The organism is Borreliella spielmanii (genome assembly GCF_014201705.1).
Classification (GTDB): Bacteria; Spirochaetota; Spirochaetia; order Borreliales; family Borreliaceae; genus Borreliella; species Borreliella spielmanii.
The window spans coordinates 33,266-54,967 of record NZ_JACHFA010000003.1; the positions used below are offsets into that span (position 1 = coordinate 33,266).

At 26.9% G+C, this 21,702-nt stretch carries 25 protein-coding genes; 12 read left to right on the forward strand and 13 right to left on the reverse strand.

Annotated elements, in window-relative coordinates:
• The first annotated feature begins 25 nt into the window (after positions 1–25).
• From HNR35_RS04460 to HNR35_RS04500, 9 genes are all read left to right on the forward strand, one after another.
• Positions 26–517 carry a DUF1473 family protein gene (locus HNR35_RS04460; protein ID WP_183224209.1) on the forward strand — a complete coding sequence of 164 codons (492 nt, stop codon included), beginning with the start codon at positions 26–28 and terminating at the stop codon, positions 515–517.
• Positions 510–728, forward strand: coding sequence for a DUF1322 family protein (locus HNR35_RS04465; RefSeq protein ID WP_183224211.1), 219 nt, complete (start codon positions 510–512; stop codon positions 726–728). The genes HNR35_RS04460 and HNR35_RS04465 overlap by 8 nt, the downstream gene beginning before the upstream one ends.
• Positions 716–2,113 (forward strand): hypothetical protein, encoded by a 1,398-nt coding sequence (locus tag HNR35_RS04470; protein WP_236845788.1) that lies wholly within the window; start codon positions 716–718, stop codon positions 2,111–2,113. The genes HNR35_RS04465 and HNR35_RS04470 overlap by 13 nt, the downstream gene beginning before the upstream one ends.
• 33 nt (positions 2,114–2,146) lie before the next feature.
• Entirely contained in the window at positions 2,147–2,707 is a 561-nt protein-coding gene (locus HNR35_RS04475; protein WP_183224213.1) for a DUF792 family protein, read from the forward strand.
• Between the two features lie 39 nt (positions 2,708–2,746).
• The gene (locus HNR35_RS04480; protein WP_183224214.1) at positions 2,747–3,580 is read left to right on the forward strand and encodes a hypothetical protein; all 834 of its coding nucleotides are present in this window, start codon (positions 2,747–2,749) and stop codon (positions 3,578–3,580) included.
• Between the two features lie 69 nt (positions 3,581–3,649).
• Positions 3,650–3,925: a hypothetical protein gene (locus tag HNR35_RS04485; RefSeq protein ID WP_012665231.1), complete on the forward strand. Its 276-nt coding sequence runs from the start codon at positions 3,650–3,652 to the stop codon at positions 3,923–3,925.
• Positions 3,926–3,959: 34 nt separating this feature from the next.
• Positions 3,960–4,226: a hypothetical protein gene (locus tag HNR35_RS04490; RefSeq protein WP_183224216.1), complete on the forward strand. Its 267-nt coding sequence runs from the start codon at positions 3,960–3,962 to the stop codon at positions 4,224–4,226.
• 84 nt (positions 4,227–4,310) lie between these two features.
• Positions 4,311–5,249 (forward strand): DUF693 family protein, encoded by a 939-nt coding sequence (locus HNR35_RS04495; protein ID WP_183224218.1) that lies wholly within the window; start codon positions 4,311–4,313, stop codon positions 5,247–5,249.
• Positions 5,239–5,802: a DUF777 family protein gene (locus HNR35_RS04500; RefSeq protein WP_012665234.1), complete on the forward strand. Its 564-nt coding sequence runs from the start codon at positions 5,239–5,241 to the stop codon at positions 5,800–5,802. Before HNR35_RS04495 ends, HNR35_RS04500 begins: the two co-directional genes overlap by 11 nt.
• Positions 5,803–5,824: 22 nt before the next feature.
• On the opposite strand, the gene HNR35_RS04505 is transcribed toward HNR35_RS04500, so the two are convergent.
• The 4 genes from HNR35_RS04505 to HNR35_RS04520 form a co-directional block, all read right to left on the reverse strand.
• Entirely contained in the window at positions 5,825–7,093 is a 1,269-nt protein-coding gene (locus HNR35_RS04505; protein ID WP_236845789.1) for a hypothetical protein, read from the reverse strand.
• 481 nt (positions 7,094–7,574) lie between these two features.
• On the reverse strand, positions 7,575–7,799 hold the full coding sequence (locus HNR35_RS04510; RefSeq protein WP_012665236.1) for a hypothetical protein: 225 nt from the start codon (positions 7,797–7,799) through the stop codon (positions 7,575–7,577).
• Positions 7,800–7,895: 96 nt separating this feature from the next.
• Positions 7,896–8,660, reverse strand: coding sequence for a hypothetical protein (locus tag HNR35_RS04515; protein WP_012665237.1), 765 nt, complete (start codon positions 8,658–8,660; stop codon positions 7,896–7,898).
• Positions 8,661–9,011: 351 nt separating this feature from the next.
• Positions 9,012–9,638 (reverse strand): hypothetical protein, encoded by a 627-nt coding sequence (locus HNR35_RS04520; protein ID WP_183224220.1) that lies wholly within the window; start codon positions 9,636–9,638, stop codon positions 9,012–9,014.
• Between the two features lie 247 nt (positions 9,639–9,885).
• Between HNR35_RS04520 and HNR35_RS04525 the strand changes: the two genes are divergently transcribed.
• The gene (locus tag HNR35_RS04525) at positions 9,886–10,062 is read left to right on the forward strand and encodes an Lp6.6 family lipoprotein (protein ID WP_183224222.1); all 177 of its coding nucleotides are present in this window, start codon (positions 9,886–9,888) and stop codon (positions 10,060–10,062) included.
• Between the two features lie 180 nt (positions 10,063–10,242).
• Here the strand turns inward: HNR35_RS04525 and HNR35_RS04530 are convergent, their stop codons facing one another.
• The 9 genes from HNR35_RS04530 to HNR35_RS04570 all read right to left on the reverse strand — a co-directional run bounded on the left by HNR35_RS04530 (position 10,243) and on the right by HNR35_RS04570 (position 19,260).
• A complete protein-coding gene (locus HNR35_RS04530; RefSeq protein WP_012665240.1) occupies positions 10,243–11,211 on the reverse strand; it encodes a complement regulator-acquiring protein in 969 nt (322 codons plus the stop codon).
• Between the two features lie 166 nt (positions 11,212–11,377).
• On the reverse strand, positions 11,378–12,232 hold the full coding sequence (locus tag HNR35_RS04535) for a complement regulator-acquiring protein (protein WP_183224224.1): 855 nt from the start codon (positions 12,230–12,232) through the stop codon (positions 11,378–11,380).
• A gap of 170 nt (positions 12,233–12,402) precedes the next feature.
• Positions 12,403–13,650, reverse strand: a complete 1,248-nt coding sequence (locus HNR35_RS04540; RefSeq protein ID WP_183224226.1) for a complement regulator-acquiring protein — start codon at positions 13,648–13,650, stop codon at positions 12,403–12,405.
• Between the two features lie 157 nt (positions 13,651–13,807).
• Positions 13,808–14,503, reverse strand: coding sequence for a complement regulator-acquiring protein (locus tag HNR35_RS04545; RefSeq protein ID WP_183224228.1), 696 nt, complete (start codon positions 14,501–14,503; stop codon positions 13,808–13,810).
• An 86-nt stretch (positions 14,504–14,589) separates the two neighbouring features.
• Complete coding sequence (locus HNR35_RS04550; protein ID WP_336509699.1) at positions 14,590–15,225, reverse strand: complement regulator-acquiring protein; 636 nt, start codon at positions 15,223–15,225, stop codon at positions 14,590–14,592.
• A gap of 300 nt (positions 15,226–15,525) precedes the next feature.
• On the reverse strand, positions 15,526–16,296 hold the full coding sequence (locus HNR35_RS04555; RefSeq protein ID WP_183224229.1) for a complement regulator-acquiring protein: 771 nt from the start codon (positions 16,294–16,296) through the stop codon (positions 15,526–15,528).
• Positions 16,297–16,494: 198 nt separating this feature from the next.
• A complete protein-coding gene (locus HNR35_RS04560) occupies positions 16,495–17,202 on the reverse strand; it encodes a complement regulator-acquiring protein (RefSeq protein WP_183224231.1) in 708 nt (235 codons plus the stop codon).
• 258 nt (positions 17,203–17,460) lie between these two features.
• A complete protein-coding gene (locus tag HNR35_RS04565) occupies positions 17,461–18,189 on the reverse strand; it encodes a complement regulator-acquiring protein (protein WP_183224233.1) in 729 nt (242 codons plus the stop codon).
• A gap of 189 nt (positions 18,190–18,378) precedes the next feature.
• On the reverse strand, positions 18,379–19,260 hold the full coding sequence (locus HNR35_RS04570; protein WP_183224235.1) for a complement regulator-acquiring protein: 882 nt from the start codon (positions 19,258–19,260) through the stop codon (positions 18,379–18,381).
• 526 nt (positions 19,261–19,786) lie between these two features.
• Between HNR35_RS04570 and HNR35_RS04575 the strand changes: the two genes are divergently transcribed.
• Both HNR35_RS04575 and thyX read left to right on the forward strand, forming a co-directional pair.
• A complete protein-coding gene (locus HNR35_RS04575) occupies positions 19,787–20,632 on the forward strand; it encodes an OMS28 family porin (RefSeq protein ID WP_183224237.1) in 846 nt (281 codons plus the stop codon).
• Between the two features lie 203 nt (positions 20,633–20,835).
• The gene (gene thyX, locus HNR35_RS04580; protein ID WP_183224239.1) at positions 20,836–21,639 is read left to right on the forward strand and encodes an FAD-dependent thymidylate synthase; all 804 of its coding nucleotides are present in this window, start codon (positions 20,836–20,838) and stop codon (positions 21,637–21,639) included.
• Positions 21,640–21,702: the final 63 nt, after the last annotated feature.

Here is a 21,702-nt window from a genome sequence, read left to right on the forward strand (position 1 = left end):
TTTAATTAAAGGATAAGAATATAAAATGAGATATAAGTTAAAAATATTAACCAGAGCTAAAACCTATACATATATTTTAAAAGACATTCCCATGTACGATTGGGACAATGTTTTAGGATTTGATGTTGAGCGAGATGAACTTATTAGCAAGCTTAACGATCTGCAAACATTAAAAGAAATAACTAAATTAATGATCTCAAGAGGGTTTTTAGATGAATTTTATGAAATCCTAAATAAAGAGAGAAGATATTCTGAGCTTTACAAGTATGCTCTGCCTACAATTCTTTTTTCAGTTCAGTATTCACTTTTCCAGACAATAGCAGGTTTTAAACAGCCTGGTTTGGTTTACATTGAAAGTTTTCAAGACAAAAACGGGGATTATATTAAGTACGATTACATTGATCAAAGGTGGAGTTATGATTTTTTAATAACAAACAGCAAGTCTTTAGGCCTAGATCAAGAAGATTTTGTAAAAACTGGTTTTGAGTCTTTAATTCAAGAAGGTGTTAATGAATAAGGCAGAGATTACAACTAATTATTTAAAATACATAGACTATTTAACAAGAGAATCTAATAAGTATTATTTTCCTATTGTAATGGGCGTTTGCACATACAAAGATGTTAAGAAAATGCGCTACGAAGAGCTTTTAGAGGTTAATCGGGTAGCTAATTTAAAGCTTAACAAGGAAATGTACGAGAGGGTTTTGTCTTTTGGTTGTATGATTTAAAGGTTTTTATGTACGAAGAAAAAAATAATGAGGATAAATTTACAATTACATTAGAAGGCGTGCTTGACAGAAATGCCACTAAGAGTAATTTAAAAAAAGAGCTTTCAAGTTTAAAAAAGGAAATTTTTTTTAATCAGACTGGTTTAAGTTTAAAAGGTAGTAAAGATTTTTTATCCTCAAGTCTTGAGAGACTAAAAAGCCCTCAAAGACTTGAAAACAACAATCTACAAAAATTAGCAAGTTTTAAATCTGTTTTAAGAAACAATCCTTTTAAGGATTTTTTAAGCTTAGATCTTTGGGAAAACCCTTCAGAGAGTTTTTTAAAAGATTTAGATTCTTTAAAAGACAAAAGTGGTGTGGCTAGCAATCATTTTGTTGTTAAAAAAAATAATATTAGCTCTTATTTAGAGCCAGAAATAGATAAATTAGATTTAAATTCTAGCAGTCAATATTCATATTTTAAAACTGAAAATATTAAAAATGTTTTTAAGCAAAATTTTAGTGACAACTTTAATAAGGATCAAACCAATAAAACATTAAAAGATTATAGATTAAATTCTAATTTTGACAAGATCAAGCTTAGCTTTGTCAAGGATGATTTACAAGAACCATTGGGTTTGAAAAACGAAAATAATCAGACTGTTTGGGAGAATTTGATGTCTTTTAAAAATTTTTTAAGAGACTCAAATTTGGTTGATTTTTTTAATATAAGAGATCGTTTTAATGATTTTAAATTATTTTTAAATGAATTTCAAAATTTAAAAGACAAAAAGGTTTTCCAATTAAGTCTTGAAAACTTTATTTGCAAAGATAGTCAGAAAGAAAGTGTAAATAAAATGCTCAAAGGGCAAAGATCTTTTGAAACAGAGTTTGAGAGAAATGATTTTTTAAGAAAACTTTATGTTCTTCAAAGTTCACAAAATTCAAATTTAAATGATTTCTCTTTTATGGTTGAGCTTGTGCAGAAATTGAAAAATGAAGGCTTTGCAAAAAATGATTCAAAAGCTATTAGCCTAATAAGCGATTTTTTAAGCGCAAAGAGTAACTTAGAAAAAGTTTTAAGTTTTAACAATATGCCTTCAATTTCTCTAAAGGATATAGAAGTTGAGCCTGAAGTTTTAAATAGCAGTAAAATAATAGACAGTGTTTCTAAGCCAAGATTAGATCCACTTTTAGAAAAAACCGTAGAACTTTTAGAATGGGCTAAAAGTTACGATTTTACTAGCAGTGTAGTAGACCCTTTAAGAAATACTTTTTCAAATTTTAGCAATCTGTTAAGACAGGCATTAGAAAGCTTACCTTTGGTTGAGTGTATTACAAATGCGTTAAGAGACGGTGGTGGATTTAGTGCAAGAGGAATTGATGATGATTCTAGAATGCCTTAGTAAATTAAAAAAGGAAATTAAAAGAGGTTTTAAGTGATTAAGCAAGCTACTAGGTTAATAGAAGATGTTGTAAATCAAATTTCAAGCTTAGCAAGCATTTCTAATTTTGTTTTACTTTTCCCAAGGCTTGATTTTAAAGGACTTGGGTACATTCCCCAACTGTTTTTTATTTTTGTAAAGAATGATCTAATAGAAGAAAATCTCTCAAGCATAAGCTCGGACCGTGCGGTAATTGATTTTACAAATACAAAAAGTGAATATGTGAACTTTAACATTACTCCAAGGCCAGAGATTATAACAATTAATAAAGGGATTTTGTCATCTATTTATGACAAAACCTTACTACGGGCTTTAAAAGAAACCCCTTTTATGAACAGTGTTTTAGAATTTAATAGTAATTTTATAAAAATGCAATTTAGACAGAAGTTTAACTTAGGGGTTTATTACAGTATGTACAGTCCTTCAGTAGGATTTCACGAGGTGGTAAGTATTAATTCATTAAAGCTTAAAGATACAGTTTATCTAGAAGAGGTAGAAGTTAGTTTGCAAGTAAAAATTTGCAAAACGTTTAATATTTTAACCTATAAAGGTTAAAATATTAATTAAACACAACTTAATATTGGGAGAATATTGATGAGCCAGTTTAAGCTTATTTTGATATTTGTTTTGTTTATTGCTTCAACAATATATGCAAGCGTAGCAAGACCATTTGATTTTAAAAAATGGAATTTTAAAAAAGACATAGATTTGGCTTATGTATTAATTTATGATGTTGATAATGGGATTTTAATCAAATCCCAAGATAAAGCCGGTAGCATTAAAAGTCAAGAAGTACTTGCTAAACTTAATAAGTTAAATGTTTATTCTAATAGTTTGCATAAAATAATAAAAAAAAGACTTTCTAGGAGTAGATTTCAAAAAGAGGTAAAATTCCCCATACTTAAGATCTTGAGAAGATATAAATATTTAACAAAAAATTACAAAAATAAAAGGTTTATTGAAAATCCGGAATATACAAAACTTATTGTAGAGAGAAATATTAAAATAGTTCTTTTCCTAGAAAACTATTTTAAAGCTAAGTTTGAGAATGTAAAATCTCATAAAAAGATTAAAAAAAGAATGGATGCTAATCGGAGTAGCTTAAAGTCTTTAAGGGATAAAACTAACAACTCTGGTAGATCAAGGTTTTCAAACTTCAAAACTCCAAAAAGTTCACAAGGTTTAAAAAAATGTAATAAAAAACGAATCTTAAACAAGTATGATCTTAACCGGGCAGATGGCGAGCTTTCAGACGAGCTAGAAAGTAGTCCAGATGAGCTAGAAAGTAGTACAGATGAGCTAGAAAGCAGCCCAGATGAGCTAGAAGAAAGTAGTGACTCAGGTGAGCTAGAAAGCGAGTATAATGTTAATGAAGAAACCCAAAGTGAAGATGAGTTTTTTGATCTTCAAGAAGATCAATTTAACTAATTTTTAATTTAAAGATTTTATTTTGATTTACTTTATAAAGCTAGAATAATTTTGATTTGGAGAATATTAATGAAAAAATTAATTTTAATTTCTTTGTTTGTTTTAAGCGTTAATGTGTATTGTTACGATCTTCAAGATGATGAAGAGATTGCAGTCAAGTTTTTATACGAAGAGATAAAAATTAGTGGCAATTTAAACGAAGATCATTCTATTTCTTCTGTTGAAAGTTTAATACAAAATGTAATTAATAAAATAGGATCTGAGAATATTTTAAGCATTGAGCACAATATAACTTTTAATGGTGTTTCTGTAATGGTAACCTATAAAGTTAAAAAGCTAAGTTAGCAAGGTTTTAAGTTTAAGGTAAATTGGTAGATTTGTGAGAGAAGTTTTTTTAATTTTTATTTTATTTTTTTGTTTAGCTTTTAATTTACACTCCTATACTGTTGGGGGGAATGATGGAATTGTTAAGGTTAAAATTTTCAATTTCAAACTGAATCAGCAGAGATCTTTTGAAGAACTTGAGAGAGATTTAAGACTTTTTATTCAAAAGGTAGGTTCAAAAAATGTTTTAAACATTAATCATAAAATTTTGTTCACAGGGGTAGAGGTTGTAGTAATGGTGATTTATAAATTAAATTCATAAGAAAATCCATAAGAAGATTAAATTTCTCTGGTGATTTTGATTTATTAGTTTGTTAATTTAAAAAAGGAGTTTTATTTAAAAAGGATGTTAATATTTCAATACGATTTTAAGATTGAATTTTACAATGCAGTCGATTCTAAGAATAGCATTGGCGGTAGACTTGCAGGTTTAAGGCCTAGAGTTGTTATTGTTACTCAAAATGGTTCTCCGGATTTGAATATTGTTATTCAAAATACATATTCTTTGAACAATTTAATAATTGGCAAAAAAGCCAAACTTCAAATTTTTAATGCGCCTTTAAATTTTTCTGATTTCAAGAGTGCAGATATTGTGAAAATTTATTATAAGAAGTTTACGCATCAGCAAGATTATCAATTTATTATGGCTGGGTATTTAGGAGCACCTGTTGAAAAAATTGGTGGTCTTGAAAATTTTAGTTTTGAGTGCGAGCTTTATCTTTTGTCTAAGGATACTTTTTTAGAGAGGAAGTTTGAATATAAAAATTTCAAAGGTAGTACTATTGTTGATGCAATAGAGCATGTGTTTAAGGACAAAGCAATCTTTTGTATGAATGAGCTTGGAAAAACAAGAGTCATTAATGAGAGCTTTGCTTGCAATTCGCCAAAAGGATTAATAGAACACTTAATACGACTAGGATACGTTGATGTTGTTGTTGTTGACATTGGAAACTTTGGGCAAGATGTTGATTCGAAATTTATTTTTACGAATTTTGGACAATTTATTTCTGGCGAGCGTAAAAGACTTGAAGATTATGGACTTTTGTTTGTACCCCAAAGAGATGTTGGGGCTTTTAAGAGTTCTAATTTAAACTTTTATCAAGCACAAGTAATGTTTACTCACAACATTAGAATTGGAGAGAGCTTAAGCTTTAAAGACAGGTATGGGAATAATGTTGATTGTAAGGTTAAAAATACTAGTGCTAGATTAAGTAGTACTAGAGAGTGTGTTTTAAATCTTGAGCTTTACTCTGAAGATAAAAAAGGAATGTATTATGGAAAATAATGTTTATAGGTTAAGTAGTTTAAAAGGTTCTTCTGTTAGTGTGCTAAAGCAGTATCTTTTTGAGAATGTTTTTATTTGCAGAATAGGTATTATTAAAAGTTTTGACTTTAAAACCCAAACAGGGGTTGTTGCTATTAAAGAGTATGAAGGGTTAGAGATTAGTACTAAAAATATATCTAACTTTAATCTTGATTTAGCAGAAGAAGATGAAGTAGTTTTACTTCAAAGTAATTTTAATCTTTTCCAAGAAAGCGACAATAATCATTTTGACAAAAATTATTATTACATTTTAAGTGTTCTTAACCCCAAAAAGATTGGTATTAAGCTTGATGAGTTTAGAATGAATTTAAAAGAGTTTGACACACAAAGTGAAAATATAAAATTTAAAGCTAAAAAATTAATTATTGATGCAGATAGTATTGAGATTAAAGGTAATTTAAAAATCAATGGAACTAATTTCGAAAATCATATGCACAGTTCTGGTACTCTAACTTATGTCAATAGTAGCGGTGCTCCAACAGTTACAACTGGGAAAACGGGTCCTCTTATTTGATATAGGCTTGTTAATGGGGTTTTTAGTGATTATTTTCTTCTACTAATAATAAGATTAAGTTTTTTACTTGGTTTGTAAACTCTTTTGTTGCGTCAATTATTTGAATGATATTGCTATTTGTTAATTTAGATTGAACTTCTAGTGCTTTTTTTATGTTTTTGTATTCATTTTTTACTTTAGTAAATTTTTCAGCCAAAACTTTGTATTCTTGGGCTACTGATTTGTTGTAAAGCTTTGGGTTTGGATGAAATTTTGATCCCAAGTCCCAGTTTATTTGGCTGGAGTTTTCTTGTTTTTGCCATTGGGTAGCGGCATCTAGAACCTGTTTTATGGTGCTTGTTCCTAGGGGATCTTTAATGTCTTCAAAAATAAGCTCACTTTTTCTCAACTCTTCAAGCAATCTATTTTTTGTTTTTTCTATATTCTTAGTATTAATATTATTGGCGATTGTGTTGTTTGTTGTGTTTAGAGAGTCTTGCTGATCTTTTGCTGAATTTTCAATCTCAATCTCAATCTCAATCTCAATTTCATTCTCATTCTCATTCTCATTCTCATTCTTTTTAAATGTTTTTAAATTTTTTATTGCATTTAATGCTTTATCTAGAGATTTTCTAACTTGTTCTGCGTATTCTTTTGTTATAAAGTTGCCATCTTTACTTAAGTATGTGTCTTGTTTTTGAAATTGAATTTGTGTGTGGGTTCTTGTACTTTCTGTTAAAGTGTTATTTTCTTCTTCTTTTTCTTCAAGATTAAAAAATTTGTTTTTGACATTAATATTAATCTCTTTAATCTCTTCTTCAATTGGATTGAGTATTGTCTGCTCGTCGGTGGTGCTTAAAATTTTAAATTCTATTGTGGTTGGGGTTAAAGATTTTTGCATATTTGGGTCTAATTCTTGTTCTGTAATCTCATCAGAAGCCCCTATTAACAATAATTTTTCTTGTATTTTTGCAATTTCTTCTTCTGATTTAGCTATATTTTGGGGTTCTAGAGTTTCTAGTGGTATTAGGCTTTCGCTGTCTGATTCAGATTTTAAGAGAAATTCTTGTTTTCCAGGTTCAATTTTTTCAATTTCTAAAATAGGAGGAGTGTTTGTGTTTGCTTTAAGTTCTTTTTTAGAGTCCGATTCAATTTGTAAGCTATTTTTAATGACTTCTGAAATATTTTGTAATTTATATTCGTTTAAGGCTTTGTTTTTATCATTTGTATCCATGTTGGTATTACAGCTAATAATTAGCATTGATGTAAGTATTAAAAATTTGTTTAAAACATTGCTAAGCTTGCCTTTCAAAGCCTTAAGCTCCTTTTAAAACAAGAATATTGAGAAACATTATACTACATTTTACTAGATTTTGATTAAATTTTAATTTAAAGACATAAAAATCCCCCGTTAAGGGGATTTAAGGGGGTATCATAGATTTTATGTTTTATTTTTAAATTTTTTATTCTTACTATTTAGAGAAATTTAATACTTTTTAGTGTTTTGCCTTTGGTTTATTTATAATTTGGCGTTGAAGTAGTGGTGCTGTTTAAAATTATTTTTACATAATTTTTGAAATTCTTAGCACCATTCTTCTCTTTTTAACTTGATTTAAATGCTCTAATTGTACTAAGTGTACAGCATACTTTAAATTTTTCAGATTTATTAATAAAGGAGAACATCGAGTTTTACCCGATGTTCCTTTTGAATATATTAATTATTTTAATGTGAGCTTAATTAATTATAGTAAAATGTTTTTAAAATGTTAAAATATTGAAATGATTTGATGTTTCTATTCAAACTCTTCTTCATTTTCATCATCGTCTTCTTGCTCATTGTCAGCATTTTCTTTTATTTCGGGTTTTGAGTATGAATTTTGCTTTTGTGCATCTTTTGTTTCTTCGTCTGATTCTTTTACCATATTATCAAGAAGGTAGTCTATTAAAACCCCACTACCAATTGCGCTACAAGACATCATAAACATTAAAAATGAAGTAAATATTATTTTTTTAACCATTTAATCATCCCCTTAACCTAAGCAACTTAATGATAATTATATACCATTAAATTATATTTATCAATTAAATAGATTTAATTTAAATTTTAAGATATTCTAGATATATTCTTTTTGAATTAATAATTTCAGATTATTTTTGTCTGTTAATATTTTTAAGATTCGATTGAAATTTTTATTCATTTTAAAGATTTGATTATGAGGCAATAAGTCTAGTTCTATGCTATTTCCGCTAATAGATACTTTGTTATAATCTATTGAATGATAATCTTTGTTGTTTTTTATTTGGAATCTATAGATAGGATTTAAGTACTGCTCGCCTATACCTTTTTTAATTATATCTTTAAGCCCTAGTAAAACATAATCTCTAGGTTTCAAGAAGTCGTTTGGTGGATTGAGCATAATGTTAATAATATTGTTATTATTTTTAGGTTTAAGGTTTAAAACAAATAAGAGATCTTGATTTTGGAAAAAATTCTCAATATTTTCAATCTCTTTAAGTTTTTTCAAAGTAAATCCTTTAGGTGGTTGTGTTAAGTCTAATAATTCTTTGTTTATTAAGATGCTAAGAGATTCTACTTTTCCTTGTGTAGACAAGATTTTATCCTCTGTTTGTTGAAATTCCTTTTCTCTGTTGATATTAAAATCAATAGAGAATGTTTGAATCGGATAGGCTTGTTTATAGTAATTTTTAATGCTTATTGGGTTTTGATTTGATGCTCTTATTACTACTTTTTGAATTGATACTACAGGGATTATTTTTGCTGCAGGTTTTTGATCTTTAATTTTTTCTTCTTCATTTATAGATAAGTTACAGGATAAGATCAGGATTTTTAGCAATATTAAAATTATCTTTTTACTCATTTATTGCTCCTTACCCTTTATATATTTATTATATACTATTAATGATTATTAATAGTGGATCTTAAGGTTTATTAGATTAAAAATTTTAAAAAATAAAAAACATTGATTTTTGCAAAAAGAAGTTCTTCAATACAGTAAAAGAACTTCTTTGGAGGTAGTTAAAAGTAGTGTTACTTGCATTGCTTTTTAATATATAGTTTTGGTGATAATTGTAATTACTCTAAAGTATAGCTCATATTTTAAAAGATGAATTTTTACGTGTTTATTTTAATTTAATACAAAGAGGACTCGCAGTAAGAGCCTCTTTGAAACGTGTGTGGGAAGTGTTTAATAAATTATTTTTTATTTAAACTATTTGATAAATTCTCTTAATTTTGAAGCATTAGTTAATATTTTTAGTGTATCGTAAATGTTTTGACTTACTCTGATGTAATATTTTTTGTTAGAATAAGGAGAGTATATAAGTTTAACTTTGTTTAGGCTTTTTTGAAATTTAGCAAAGCTTAGATATTTCCAGGTATAATTGGTTGATACGTAAAACGAGCTTCCAAATTCCAAATCACCGGATTTATCTTTGTTTAGAATTGCTCTGTTTATGCTTAATAAGCTGTGGTAATGAAACAAAGGCATTAAATTGATTTCTCTTTTTTGTCTGTCTTCGAAATTCAAACAACATCTAATGTAATTATTTTCATAAAAATAATTAAAATCTTCATGGTTTTTCAATTTAAGCAGGTTTTTCAAACCCCTTTTGTCCATACTATTTTTGTGAGCCAAGATGCTTATTGATTTTAGTTTGCCTTTTGTGAGTGTAATTTTGTCGTATTGACCTAGATATTGTGCTTCTGATTTTATTTCGATTGTTGCATTTGAATTTGTATTATAAGTTCTAATATAAAATTGTGTAAAAAGAATAGGATTTAAGGGTTTTATATATTTTCTTTTGTAAGCTAGATTATTTTTAAATAATGCATTCATAATTATCTCTTATAATATTAAAATTGTTTAATTTTTTTTTAAAACCACACAAAATTGTGTACATATAATAACTTTATTATTCCTCAGTCCAAATTTATTTACATAGAATATCATTTTATACAGATTTTATCAATAGTTTATGAATTATTTTATAATATTTTTTTTTGAAATAAAAAACCATTTAATATTGATTATTTTAAAATTTTATTTTAATATAGTATAAATTCTAAATAAGGAGAATTAAATAATGATAAAGTTAATGTATGCTATGCTTTTAAGTGCGATATTATTTGTTTCTTGCGAAACTACAAGAATTTCAGATGAGATGGAAAATACTATAGAAGAGGATTCAAAAGTTACAACTCCAATGCCAGAAAAATCCATGAAATCAACTAAACAACCTATGAAGTCAATGAAAAAGTAATAACTTGCTTTTAGATTAATTTAAAACATAATAATAATTATTTTAAAAAACTTTTTTGATAGATTTTATTAAAAAAGTTTTTATGTGTTTTTAACAGTAAAGTTTTTATAAAAATTACATATAAAAAAAAAGAAAGAGATTTTAAAAAATCTCTTCCTCGTTTTGGATAGCAAACCAATATTACTGAATTGGAGCAAGAATATTGGTGGTTGTATTTATTAAATTTAAAATTAAATTGTGAATATCTGCGAATTGAGCTTTTGAATTTTTTAGTTCCACGTTGTCATGTAATTTTGAAATGTTAGTTCTCAATTCGGGATTAGCATTGTATTCTTTAATAATGTCATCTACATCTTTTAGCCATTTTTCTTTAAGTGTTTTAAGTTTATCAAAATCATAGTAGAGTGTTTTCAAATTAGGCTTGTTTAGATGATGTAGTTTGTCTTTTACATTTAATATTTTTAAGCTTATTTCTTCCATTGCTAATTGAATGCTAAATCCTCTGTTTATAAGGGTTTCTTTAACTAAGCTTCGGTAGTTTGAATGTTGACTAAGTTTTGATAAAATTGTTCCAAGGTTTAAAATTACGCCTTCGTTGAAATTTAAAGATGTGTAAAGTATTCTTCTTTCGTTTAAGTATTCGTTGTCGTCAAAATGTACCATTGAATTTGCATTGAAAAATATTTTACTAAATATTTCTGCTTTCATTCCAAATTGGTCATTAGGTTCGCCTTTGTTAGAATCAATTTCGCTTATTTGAACAATATCCTCTGATCTGTCTAGTATTTTTTGTATTAGCTCTTTAGCCTCAGGATCTACTGCTATTTGCTTTGGAGAATTGCTATTAGCAGGTTGTTTTAAGGCTGCTGCTGAATTTGGTTTGTTTTTAACATTACCAGCTGAGATTTTTGGTGGATTTTTTAAAGCATTAATGGCAACAAATAGATTGTCTATTGTTGGGTTATCGGTTTTAGCGTTTCGAGACGCCTTTTTAATGCTTGATGAGTTCTTTTTATTTTTAATTATTTTTGCTTTTTTATTTTCTTTCTCTTTATTGTCGTCTTTGTTGACCTCTAGTGAGCAAGAAAGCAAAATTAGCGCAATTAATATATGCAATAAAAATATTGCAATTAATTTATTATTTTTCAAAATGTTATCCTTCAATAAAAATTTTAAGTAATTAATTATTAATTAATAATTTTAATTACTCAATTAATAACTTTAATTCAAAATCGCTATTGTACAAAAAAAAATCAAAAAAAAAGAGAGCTATCGCTCTCTTTTGGGTTAAGGTCTTAATTTTCCCAGAAATTTTTTAATTATTATTACATTTAAATAATGTGTTTAAGTAAATCAATGCTCGCTCAGCTTTCAAGCAAAGAGTATTTATTTTATCTTTATATATTTGTTGAATATGTTCTTTTAGCTTTTCTGTATTGTTTTGTAGCTCCAAGGTAGCGTTTGAGCTTTTAATCAATGTTTCTATTGTATTTAGCCATTCTTTTTTTATTTCGATTAAATCAACAATTACAGCGTAAATTTCTTCTAAAGCACTCTTAGCAAAAGCATTCTCTTTTAGCATTTCCATATTAATTGCTAAATCTTCAAGCGCAACTTCAAAGTTTTGTTGAATTCGTATTCCCCCAGATATATTTTTTATTGTATCGTGGGCTTTCGGGTCTTTGTAGAGCTTGTTTACAATCTCTGCTAAATTAAAAATGTCAGTGGTGTTGTAGCTTAATGATGAATAAAATTGTCTTCTCATTTTTTGAGATTCAAATAGGCTTGAGTTCATTTTTTCTTTAAGTTTTATTCCAGTTTTAGAATCTATTTTGTAAACATTGATTAGTTCAAACATGCTATTTTTTAGTCCAAATTGGCTAGATATTTCTGTTTGAAGCTTGTCTCTTTTTATTATTGTCATTTCTCTTGCTAAGATTTCAAAAAGCTTATCAGTTAGATTAGTTTTGTCTTCTGTGTTGAAAATTTTTAAGTCTTTTGTTGGTTTTGGATGTTCTTGTTTTTTTACATCTTTTTGAAGATTTGGTTCATCGTGTTTTGTTTCTGTAAAACTTGCTACTTTGTTTTTAGTATCTTCATAGTTTAGCTTGCAAGATAATAATGTTATTATTCCTAATGTTATAAATATTGATAATTTTATATTATTCAAAATTTACTCCTTTAAAAAAAATTTTTAAGTAATTTCAATTATTTAAAATAAATACTTAATGATTTAAATTTAGTTCAAATTTGCAATCAAACAATAAAAGAAAAGAAGAGATTAGATCTCTTCTTTGATTAAATAGTTGTAAAATAGTTTATTTTCGGTTTTTAAATAAACTATTTAAATTCTGTTATTCTAATGTATGAGTCAAGAACAGACTGGCGAGCATTTTCCATTTTGTCTAAATACCTGGTTTGAATGTATTGTGCTAGAGTGCTAGAATCATTTAGGCTTGTATTAGAGTTTGCATTAGCAATAAGGGCGTCAACTTGTTTTGACCATTCATTTCTTTCAGTTAATATTGAATTTAATATTAATTCAAACTCTTTCATTGTAGTGTCAAAATCAAAGCCGGTGATTTTATTGTTTGAGTACTTTTCGTTAAAGATTTCAATTTTTTTCTCTAACTCTTCTAGTGCATGTTCTAAAGAAATTTGTATTCCAAGTCCTGATATTATTAATGATCTGATTAAGCTGTGATTTTGATTCTCCTTGTAAAGAATTTCCATTATTGATCCAAATTGTGTTGTTTTTGATTGATCAAAATCCATAATTGCATAGAATTTATTTCTTTCATTTTCTGCTTCTGGGGTGTTAGAGTTAAGCTGTGGTGCGTAACTTCGATCAAAAACTGAAATATTTGAAATAACATCTAATAGCTCAAATGCAGAGTCTTTCATTTTAAATTGATCGTAAGTTTCTCTAAATCCATTGTTGTTTTGTATTTTGTTTTTTTCTTCAGAAATTCTTCTAAGAAGGTCGTTTTTTGACTCTCGTGATTTGCTAATAGCAGAAGATGTTTGAATAAAGCTTGGTTGAGCTTGTTTGAAAATCATAGAAGTATTGTTTTGCTGGTTGATAAAGTTTGTCTGGGTTGATTGACCTAAGCCGTAATTAAAGGTATATTTTTGAGGTTTTTTAAAGTTTTTAGGAGTAGTAGTTTTTGTACCTTTGCGCACAGTTGCAGTTGCAGTTGCAGTTGCAGTTGCAGTTGGGGTGGGTGCTATTTGTTTTGGAGGTGTGATTTGTGCTTTTGTTTGTACATTTTTTTTAATTACTCCTGTTGGATTTGCTCTATTTGCCGGATTTGCGTTGTGGTGCACAATATGCAAGTTTTGCCCGTTTGCTAATGGTTGGTTTTGCAGCCCCGCTACTTGTTCTGCTTTTTTATTAGTGTTTGTTTTAGTTTGTAGTTGCAAGGCACTTGAGTTTGTTTTAGTCCCCGGCGTTGTTTGATCATTTGTTGTACTATTGAGAAGTTCTTCTACCTTATTTTTATAGTCTTCGTTTAGATTAGCATCAATCGTGCAAGAAGACAAAAACAAGGCTATGAACTTTAAATGTATTAATGATTTAATTTTCAAAATATTATTCCTCGATTTATTCTTAATAAATTTTAATAATTAAAATTAATTAAAATTTAAAATTAATTACCAATTAATAAAAACTTAGTTCAAATTAGAAAATAATCAATAAATATAAAAAAAGAGCAAAACCCTTTGCTCTTTTTTTGCGGTGCGCTTATAAGTTTTCTTGCAATTCTCTTCCAATTTCTATCATCAAATCGTAAATTTCATTTGAGTCTGACTTTAATGTATTTTCATAAGTTGTTTTTAGGTAAGTTTCTAATTCTTCGCTATTGGTTTGAAGATTTGTAGTATCATTGTAAGTAATAATAATCTTGTCTATATTTTTAATCCATTGTTGCTGCATTCCCAGCATTTTGTTGATTTTATTTTTAATGTCTTTTAATTTTTCTGTGTTATTAAAGTTAATAAGATCATCTTTTCTTTTATTTATTTCAAGAATAGCAATTTCTAGCGGATTTTGAACAAAAATTGATCCTCTGTCGATTATTGACTTAATAAAATGTACAAGTTCAAGCTTTTTTGCGACATCATTTTGTATTTCTATAACTTTATGAAAAATTTTTATTATGTTTGTAATTCTTATTATATTGTACTCAAGAGATGAATAAAACTGTCTTCTGTAATCGTTGCAAAGTTCATCGTTTTTTTGAATAAGCTCAAAAATGGTTTTCATTTCATCAAATTCTAATTCTTTTTCTTTTTTGTCGTTTTCTATTTTTTCTACTACGGGGTTGATTATTTTTTCTATTTTCTCGGCAAGTTCTTGTTTTAAGCCAACTGAATTACATGAACACAAAAATAATATTATTGTTATAAGTTTAATAAATTCTAATTTGTATTTTTTCAAAGTATTCTCCTTTTATAATTTTCTAATTTATTAGATTGCTTGATTTTAAATAGATATAAAAACAAAAATAGTCTAGCTTTAACATATTAATTTTGACTTCCAGGGGTTGTTAAAGTTGGTAAATTGTAATAAAAATTTAATATTTCGTTTATTTTTACAATTACAGTTGTTGCATCATATTCTTCTGGTTTAATTTCATGGCTAATGTGTTCTGCTAGGCTGTTAGCGTCTTCTTTGATTTTTTCTAAATTTTCGTTGTAGTTAAGAATAATTTCGTCTACCTTTTTGATCCAATTTTGTTTTATTTCAAAAAATTCTTTTATTGCAGTCTCAAGAGCTTTTAGGTTTTCTTTGCCTAGCCTTTTTAATTCATCTCTGTTATCAGATATTTTTAAAATTGTCTCTTCAAGGTTTTTTTGAATGCTAAATCCTATTTTAACAACCTCTTCAATTAGTTGATGGTGTTGTTGCTGTTTGTAAAGTTGTGTGAGTATTTTACCAAAGTTTACAATTCTCTTTTTGCTGTACTCTAGAGAAGAGTAAAATAGCAGTCTTTCATCTTTTTTTGCATCCGAGTTGAGCTTTGCAAGCTTAAGCGCAGTTGTATCTACATTAAAGACTGAATATTTCATTCCAAATTGATCAGAGTCTTCAGTTTTGTCTTTATATTGTTCTACTTTTTCTTTAAATTTTTTTATTTCTGTTGATATTCTTTCGGTTATTGTTCCTTAAAATAAGCTGCAAGAGCACAAAAGAAGTGTTGTAATGACAATATTAGTTAATATTAAATCATTTTTTTTCAAAATATTCTCCTTTTATAAAAATGTAATAATGCGATACAAAATAATTTTAGTACATATTACAAATGTATATCAAATTATTTAAAGTTTAAATTGAAACTTGAATAAAAATAAAAACATTATTTTTTTAGTTTGGACTTTAATTGAGAGATTAAAAAAAAAGAGAAGTTAATTTTTCTCTTTTTAAAAAATATTAATTACAATATTATTTTTTTGTTTGGATTAATGGATTGATTTTAAAGAATCAAATTCTTTGTAATTGTCATTCATGTGGGTTGCCAGTTTTTCCTCATCGGTTTTAATCTGCTGTGAATTTTGACTATAAGCTTCAAGAGTTGCGGTTAAGGTTTTAGCAAACCTTTGTTTTAGTGTTAAGTAATGTTTTGCGCTAAGTAGTGTCTCTTCGGCTTCTTTTTTGCTTAGAGTAGATAATTTATCTTTTATTGTTTTTAAATGCTCGCTTAGGCGGAATTGAATGCGCCATGATATGTGGTTAATAAAGCTACCTACTATAGTATGGTATTGGTTATTTTTTTTAAGTTTTTCAAGAATTTCTTTTAATGTATTTATTTTTTGTGTTTCGTAATTTAAAGATGAGTAAATTATTCTTTTTATTTCCGTTTGATTTTCTTCTACAATAAGGTCATAAGGTCCTATTTTAAAAGTACTCAAAAAATCACATTGTTCGGAAATAATTTTAGCTATTGCGGTATCTTCTTGCTCTTTTTGAGCTTCTAACTTTTTACCAATTGCTTTTAATTCTAAGAGTATGGTTTCTAGGGATTCTTGATCTGAAGAGTTTGAATCTTGAGATTCTTGATTGAAAGAGTTTGAATCTTGAGATTTATTTTCAAAATCTTGACTGTTTTCTGTTGTGTTAGTATATTTGTTTGGCTTAGGATCAATTTTATTAACAGCACATGATATGCAAATTAAAGCTAATATAGTTGTCATTATATTAAGCTTGATTATATTTAGTTTAGTTTTTATCAAAATATTTTCCTTATAAATTAAAACTAATATTTACTAAGTATAATGCAAAATAATAATATAACCATATTGTTTTGCTTGTTAAATAATATTAATTTCAATTTGTATTAAAAGATTAATTGATTTTTTTTTAAAAAAAAAAAGAGAAGAATTAACTTCTCTTTTAAAATAATATTAATTGCAACGCATTTTTTGTTTGGATTAATTAGTAGGCTTAAAAGAATTAATGTTGCTGTAATGTTCATCCATATGTTTTACTAATTGTGTTTCATTAGATTTAATGTTTTCTAAATCTTGACTGTAAGCTTCAATAGTTTTGTTTAAGGCTTTTTCAAAGTTTTCTTTTAGTTTTAAGCTGGATTCTACCCCCATTAGTAGTGCTTTATAGTTTTCTTGGGTTAGAGCGTTTGATTTCTTTTTTATTTTTTCTAAGCTACCATTTAGTTGGAATTGAATAATTAGTGATATGGAATAAAGGAATCTTTCGAGTACCTTTTGGTGTTCAGAATTTTGTTTAAGTTTATCAATAATTTCTTTTAATGTTTTTATTTTTGCGATTTCGTAATTTAAAGATGAGTAAAGTATTCTTTTTATATTCATTTCCACATTTTTGCTAAGATCTTTGTAGGATTGAGTTTTTAAAGAACCTAGAAAATCAGGTAGTGTAATATCAATTGTAGCTATTTCTGCGGTGTCTTTTTCTTCTTGAGCTGTCAATTTTTTGCCAATTTCTTTTAATTTTGAGATTGTATCTTTTTCTTGAGATTTTAGATTTTGAGATCCGTTTGAAAAATTATTGGCACTTTCTTTTTGTTCCGGATCGTTATCAACATCACATGAGATGCAAATTAAAGTTAATATTGTTGTAAGAATATTAAGCTTAATTATATCTAGTTTAGTTTTTTTCAAAATATCCTCCTTATAAAATAAAACTAATATTTAATAAATATAATACGAAATAGTATTTTAACTATATTGTTTTGCTTGTTATATAATATTAGTTTTAATTTGTATTAAAAGGTTGAATTTATATTTTGCAGTTGAGCCTTTTTAGGCCTATTTATTAAGTTTAGTTTGGATTTAGACGCAGTGAGTAAAAAAAAAGAGAAGAATTAACTTCTCTTTAAAAAAAATATCAAGTGCAATGTATTTTTTTTGTTTTTATTACTAATTATTAGGCTTAAAAGAATCAAGGTCTTTATACTTTTCATCAAAGTAGTTTGCTAGTGTTACCACACTGATTTTAATGCTTTGATCATTTCGATTGTAATCTTCAATGGTTTTGTTTAAAGTTTTTGCAAAGTTTTCTTTTAGTTTTAAGTCAGATTCTGCGGTTATTAGTATTTCAGATTCTTTTTGTTTTAAAGTGTGTAAGTTGTCTTCTATTAGGTTTTGTATTAGTGCTAAATCTCTGCTTAGTTGGGATTGAATACTTAGCGATATGGAATAAATAAAGTGTTTAGCTGTTTGTTTGTGTTGAACATTTGTGTTAAGTTGTTCAAGAATTTCTTTTAATGTATTTATTTTTTGTCTTTCGTAATTTAAAGATGAGTAGAGTATTCTTTTTATTTCCATTTCTTCATATGCGGAAAGCCCATCATAATCATCGGCTTTAAAAGTACCCAGGAAATCAGGTAGTGCGCTATCAATTTGAGCTATTTGAATATCTTCTTGTTTTTTTTGATCTTCTAAGGTCTTACCAATTATTTCTAATTTTGAGGCTTTAGTTTTTTGAGATTTTTTATTTGAAGGGTTTGTATTTTGAGATTCATTTTCAAAATTTTGGTTGTTTTCTTTTGGAGTGATGTTATTAATAGGTGTGCATGAGATGCAAATTAAAGTTAATATTGTTGTAAGAATATTGAGCTTAATTATATTTAGTTTAGTTTTTATCAAAATACTCTCCTTGTAAGTTAATATTAGTATTAACTAATCATAGTACAAAACAATAATATAACTATATTGGTCTTTTTGTCAAATAATATTAATTTAATTTTGTATTAAAGGATTAAATTTTTATTTATTGTTTTTAGGACTTTGTTTTGATTTTTCAATATTTAATCCTTTAATACACACACTACTAAATTAGTAATGCGTGTGGTCACAACAGGATTGCAATGATATTTCAATATTATTTGCAATTCGCATACTTTCATCTGGGCTTAATTTATGTTCGTATCCAACCCTTATTATTTCTCCTAAAATTATTCCATCTGTTTGGACATTTGCTATATTGTTGTCATATTCGCTAATAATATTTTCTACAGTTTCTATCCATGAATTTCTCTCTTGTATTAGTTTTTCAAAACTTTCTTGAATGCCTTTTACTGTTTTTGTTCTAAAGTTAAACATTAGACGTCTTTGCTCGTTTTTATTTAAAAGATTAACAGCCTTTTCAAATGATTCTTGGATTTTAAATCCTGTCCAAAAAATCGAGCCAATAATTTTTTGATGGTAGCCATTTGAGCTTGATGTTTGTGCAAGTATTGTAATTAATTTTTTAATTTTATTTTCATCGTAATTTAAAGATGAATAAAATAATCTTCTTTGTTGAAGATCGCTTGTTAATATTAAAGCAATATTCATGTATTGCTTTTCCGGGATTGTATTTTTATTTATTCCAAATTGATCAATAGGGTTGATTTTTTGAATATTTGTATTTACTTTTTGAGTAAGTATTTCTATATTTGAGCTTATTTTTTGAATTAATTTTTCATTTTCATTGAATTCTTGTGTAATTTTTTTAATTATTGATTCTTTATCATTGTTTGAGATCTGGTTTTGTTGTAAGTTTTCAACCTTTTTAAGATTTTCTACTTTTTTAATGCTAGTTTTTTTAATTTCAATAGGGGATGGTTGTAATTCACTTGCTGTTTCTGTGTTGGTTGATTTAGTATGAAAAGAACATGAGAACAGTAAAGTTATTTTAAGTAGATTTACTATTTTATAAATTGTGTTTTTTTTCAAGATATAACCTCTTTAAAAATCTAATCATTAGTGTTATTTGGCAAGTTCAATATTTCTAATATAGAAATATATTTCAATTCGTTTAATTTTCAATGTTTGTTTTATTTATTTAAAATAAAAGATAATAAATTAATTATTTAAAATAAGGGTTTTTTAAATAATCCAAAATGTACATTTTGGGTTTTAAATTTGTTAGTAGTGCAATTAATATAGTGTTGATATTGTACTTGATAAATTATTTTAATTTTAAAAATTTTGTTAGCATCTTTGTTTTTACTTGATATTGCATTATATTTTTCATGTGTTATTTTATAATAATAAATATAACTATTATAAAATAACACCGTTCTCCCCATTTTAATGTTTAATTTAAGTTTAATAATTCTTGTTAAAAGCCTTTGTTTTCGTAGGGCATTTTTTACTTAAAAAAGTTAATTATATGTTTTTATATAAATATGTATTGATTCTAATTTAGTAATGTTTTAAAATATTAAGAATAAAATATTTTAAATAAGGAGAATTAACAATGACTAAAATATTTAGGAATTTAATAATTAATGGATTATTGTTTGGATTTGTAAATTTAAATGTGTTTGCAGATTCTAACAATGCAAATATTGTTCAACTTCAATCCAACGTTTTAGAACAATCAGATCAAAAAGATGATAAAACTTCAGATCAAAAAGATGGTAAGACTTTAGATCAAAAAGATGGTAAGACTTTAGATCAAAAAGATGGTAAGAAATTAGATCAAAAAGATCAGGTTAATCAAGCTCTAGATACTATTAACAAGGTGACAGAAGATGTTTCTAATAAATTAGAAGGGGTTAGAGAATCATCTCTTGAATTGGTAGAATCAAATGATGCGGGTGTAGTTAAAAAGTTTGTAGGTTCAATGTCTTTGATTTCAGATGCTGCTAAGGGAGCCGTTATTGCATCACAAGAGGCAACAATTGTAGCAAAGTGCTCAGGAATGGTTGCTGAGGATGCAAATAGGGTTGTTGAAATGTCTAAAAAGGCTGCTCAAGAAACTCAAAAAGCCGTTTCTGTTGCAGGTGAGGCGATGTTTTTAATAGAAAAGCAAATAATGTCAAATAAATCTCCAAATAATAAGGAATTAGAATTGACAAAAGAAGAATTTGCTAAAGTAGAACAAGTTAAAGAAACTTTAATGGCTTCTGAAAGAGCTTTAGATGAAACAGCTCAAGAGGCTCAGAAAGTTCTCAATATTGTTAATGGCTTAAATCCATCAAATAAGGATCAAGTAGTAGCAAAAAAAGATGTTGAAAAGGCTATTTCCAGTGTTGTTAAGGTAGCTCAAGGCGCAAGAGATCTTGCAAAAGTAATGACCATTTCTTTATACATGAGATAGTTAAACTATACAGATTTATAAATAATTAGAGGTTAAAGTAAAAAGGTTTGAGGCTAATTATATTAGTTTCTGCCTTTTTTATTTTACTAAGATCAACATTAAGCTCTACATTAAGGATATTTTTATGGTATAATGGTTTGCATTCTAAATTTTGCATTCTGTAAAGGTTAATAAATTTGTCTTTAAGTAAGGAGTGTCAATTTTTGAATAAAGAATATAAAATTTTGGATAATGGTTTTTTAAAGCTTATTGATTTTATGGGAAATGATAAGAGAATAGTTGAGGCCGCAAGGATTTCTTATCGAGGAGATAGCGTTAAAAGAAAAGATGAAGAACTTATTGACTATTTAATAAGAAATGGGCATACAAGTCCATTAGAACAGGTGGTTTTTACATTTCATGTTAAAGCCCCAATATTTATTGCAAGGCAATGGATGAGGCATAGAACTGCAAGGATTAATGAAGTTTCTGGCTGCTATAGCTTAGCAAGAGAAGAATTTTATTCTCCCTTAGTAGAAGATTTAAAGTATCAAATTTCTAGTAATAGCCAAGTTAAAAGAGAGTTTGATTCTTTGGAAAAAAGTTTGTCATATAAAATAAAGCATCACCAAAAACATTCTTATAAGCTTTATCAAGATATGGTCAATTCTAATATTTCAAAAGAACTTTCAAGAATAGTTTTACCCTTAAGTTTATATACCGAATGGTATTGGCAAATTGATTTAAATAATCTTTTTCATTTTATTAAATTGCGATTAGCTTTAAATAGTCCAAAAGAAGTTAAAGAAAATTCGCCAAAAGAAATGCGCGAATATGTTAAAGCAGTGATAAGTATAGTAAAAAAAATTGTTCCCATCTCTTTTAACAGTTTTGAAAATCATTTTTTAAGAGGAAAGAGATTCTCTCGTGAAGAGATAATGGCAATTGTTAATGCTTTGGATTTAAATAAGCTTAGCATGGATGCTAAAAAATTAGACTTATTGAAAGATAAGTTAGGAATTGATTGATTTTTGATTGTTTATTTCTTGTTTATGTTTACTAATTTATTAGTATACTAATAAATACTTATT

Coding starts and splice junctions, on each gene's coding strand:
- HNR35_RS04460 (WP_183224209.1), top strand. CDS start 26: ATGAGATATAAGTTAAAAATATTAACCAGAGCTAAAACCTATACATAT.
- HNR35_RS04465 (WP_183224211.1), top strand. CDS start 510: ATGAATAAGGCAGAGATTACAACTAATTATTTAAAATACATAGACTAT.
- HNR35_RS04480 (WP_183224214.1), top strand. CDS start 2,747: ATGAGCCAGTTTAAGCTTATTTTGATATTTGTTTTGTTTATTGCTTCA.
- HNR35_RS04485 (WP_012665231.1), top strand. CDS start 3,650: ATGAAAAAATTAATTTTAATTTCTTTGTTTGTTTTAAGCGTTAATGTG.
- HNR35_RS04495 (WP_183224218.1), top strand. CDS start 4,311: ATGTTAATATTTCAATACGATTTTAAGATTGAATTTTACAATGCAGTC.
- HNR35_RS04500 (WP_012665234.1), top strand. CDS start 5,239: ATGGAAAATAATGTTTATAGGTTAAGTAGTTTAAAAGGTTCTTCTGTT.
- HNR35_RS04510 (WP_012665236.1), bottom strand. CDS start 7,799: ATGGTTAAAAAAATAATATTTACTTCATTTTTAATGTTTATGATGTCT.
- HNR35_RS04515 (WP_012665237.1), bottom strand. CDS start 8,660: ATGAGTAAAAAGATAATTTTAATATTGCTAAAAATCCTGATCTTATCC.
- HNR35_RS04520 (WP_183224220.1), bottom strand. CDS start 9,638: ATGAATGCATTATTTAAAAATAATCTAGCTTACAAAAGAAAATATATA.
- HNR35_RS04525 (WP_183224222.1), top strand. CDS start 9,886: ATGATAAAGTTAATGTATGCTATGCTTTTAAGTGCGATATTATTTGTT.
- HNR35_RS04575 (WP_183224237.1), top strand. CDS start 19,787: ATGACTAAAATATTTAGGAATTTAATAATTAATGGATTATTGTTTGGA.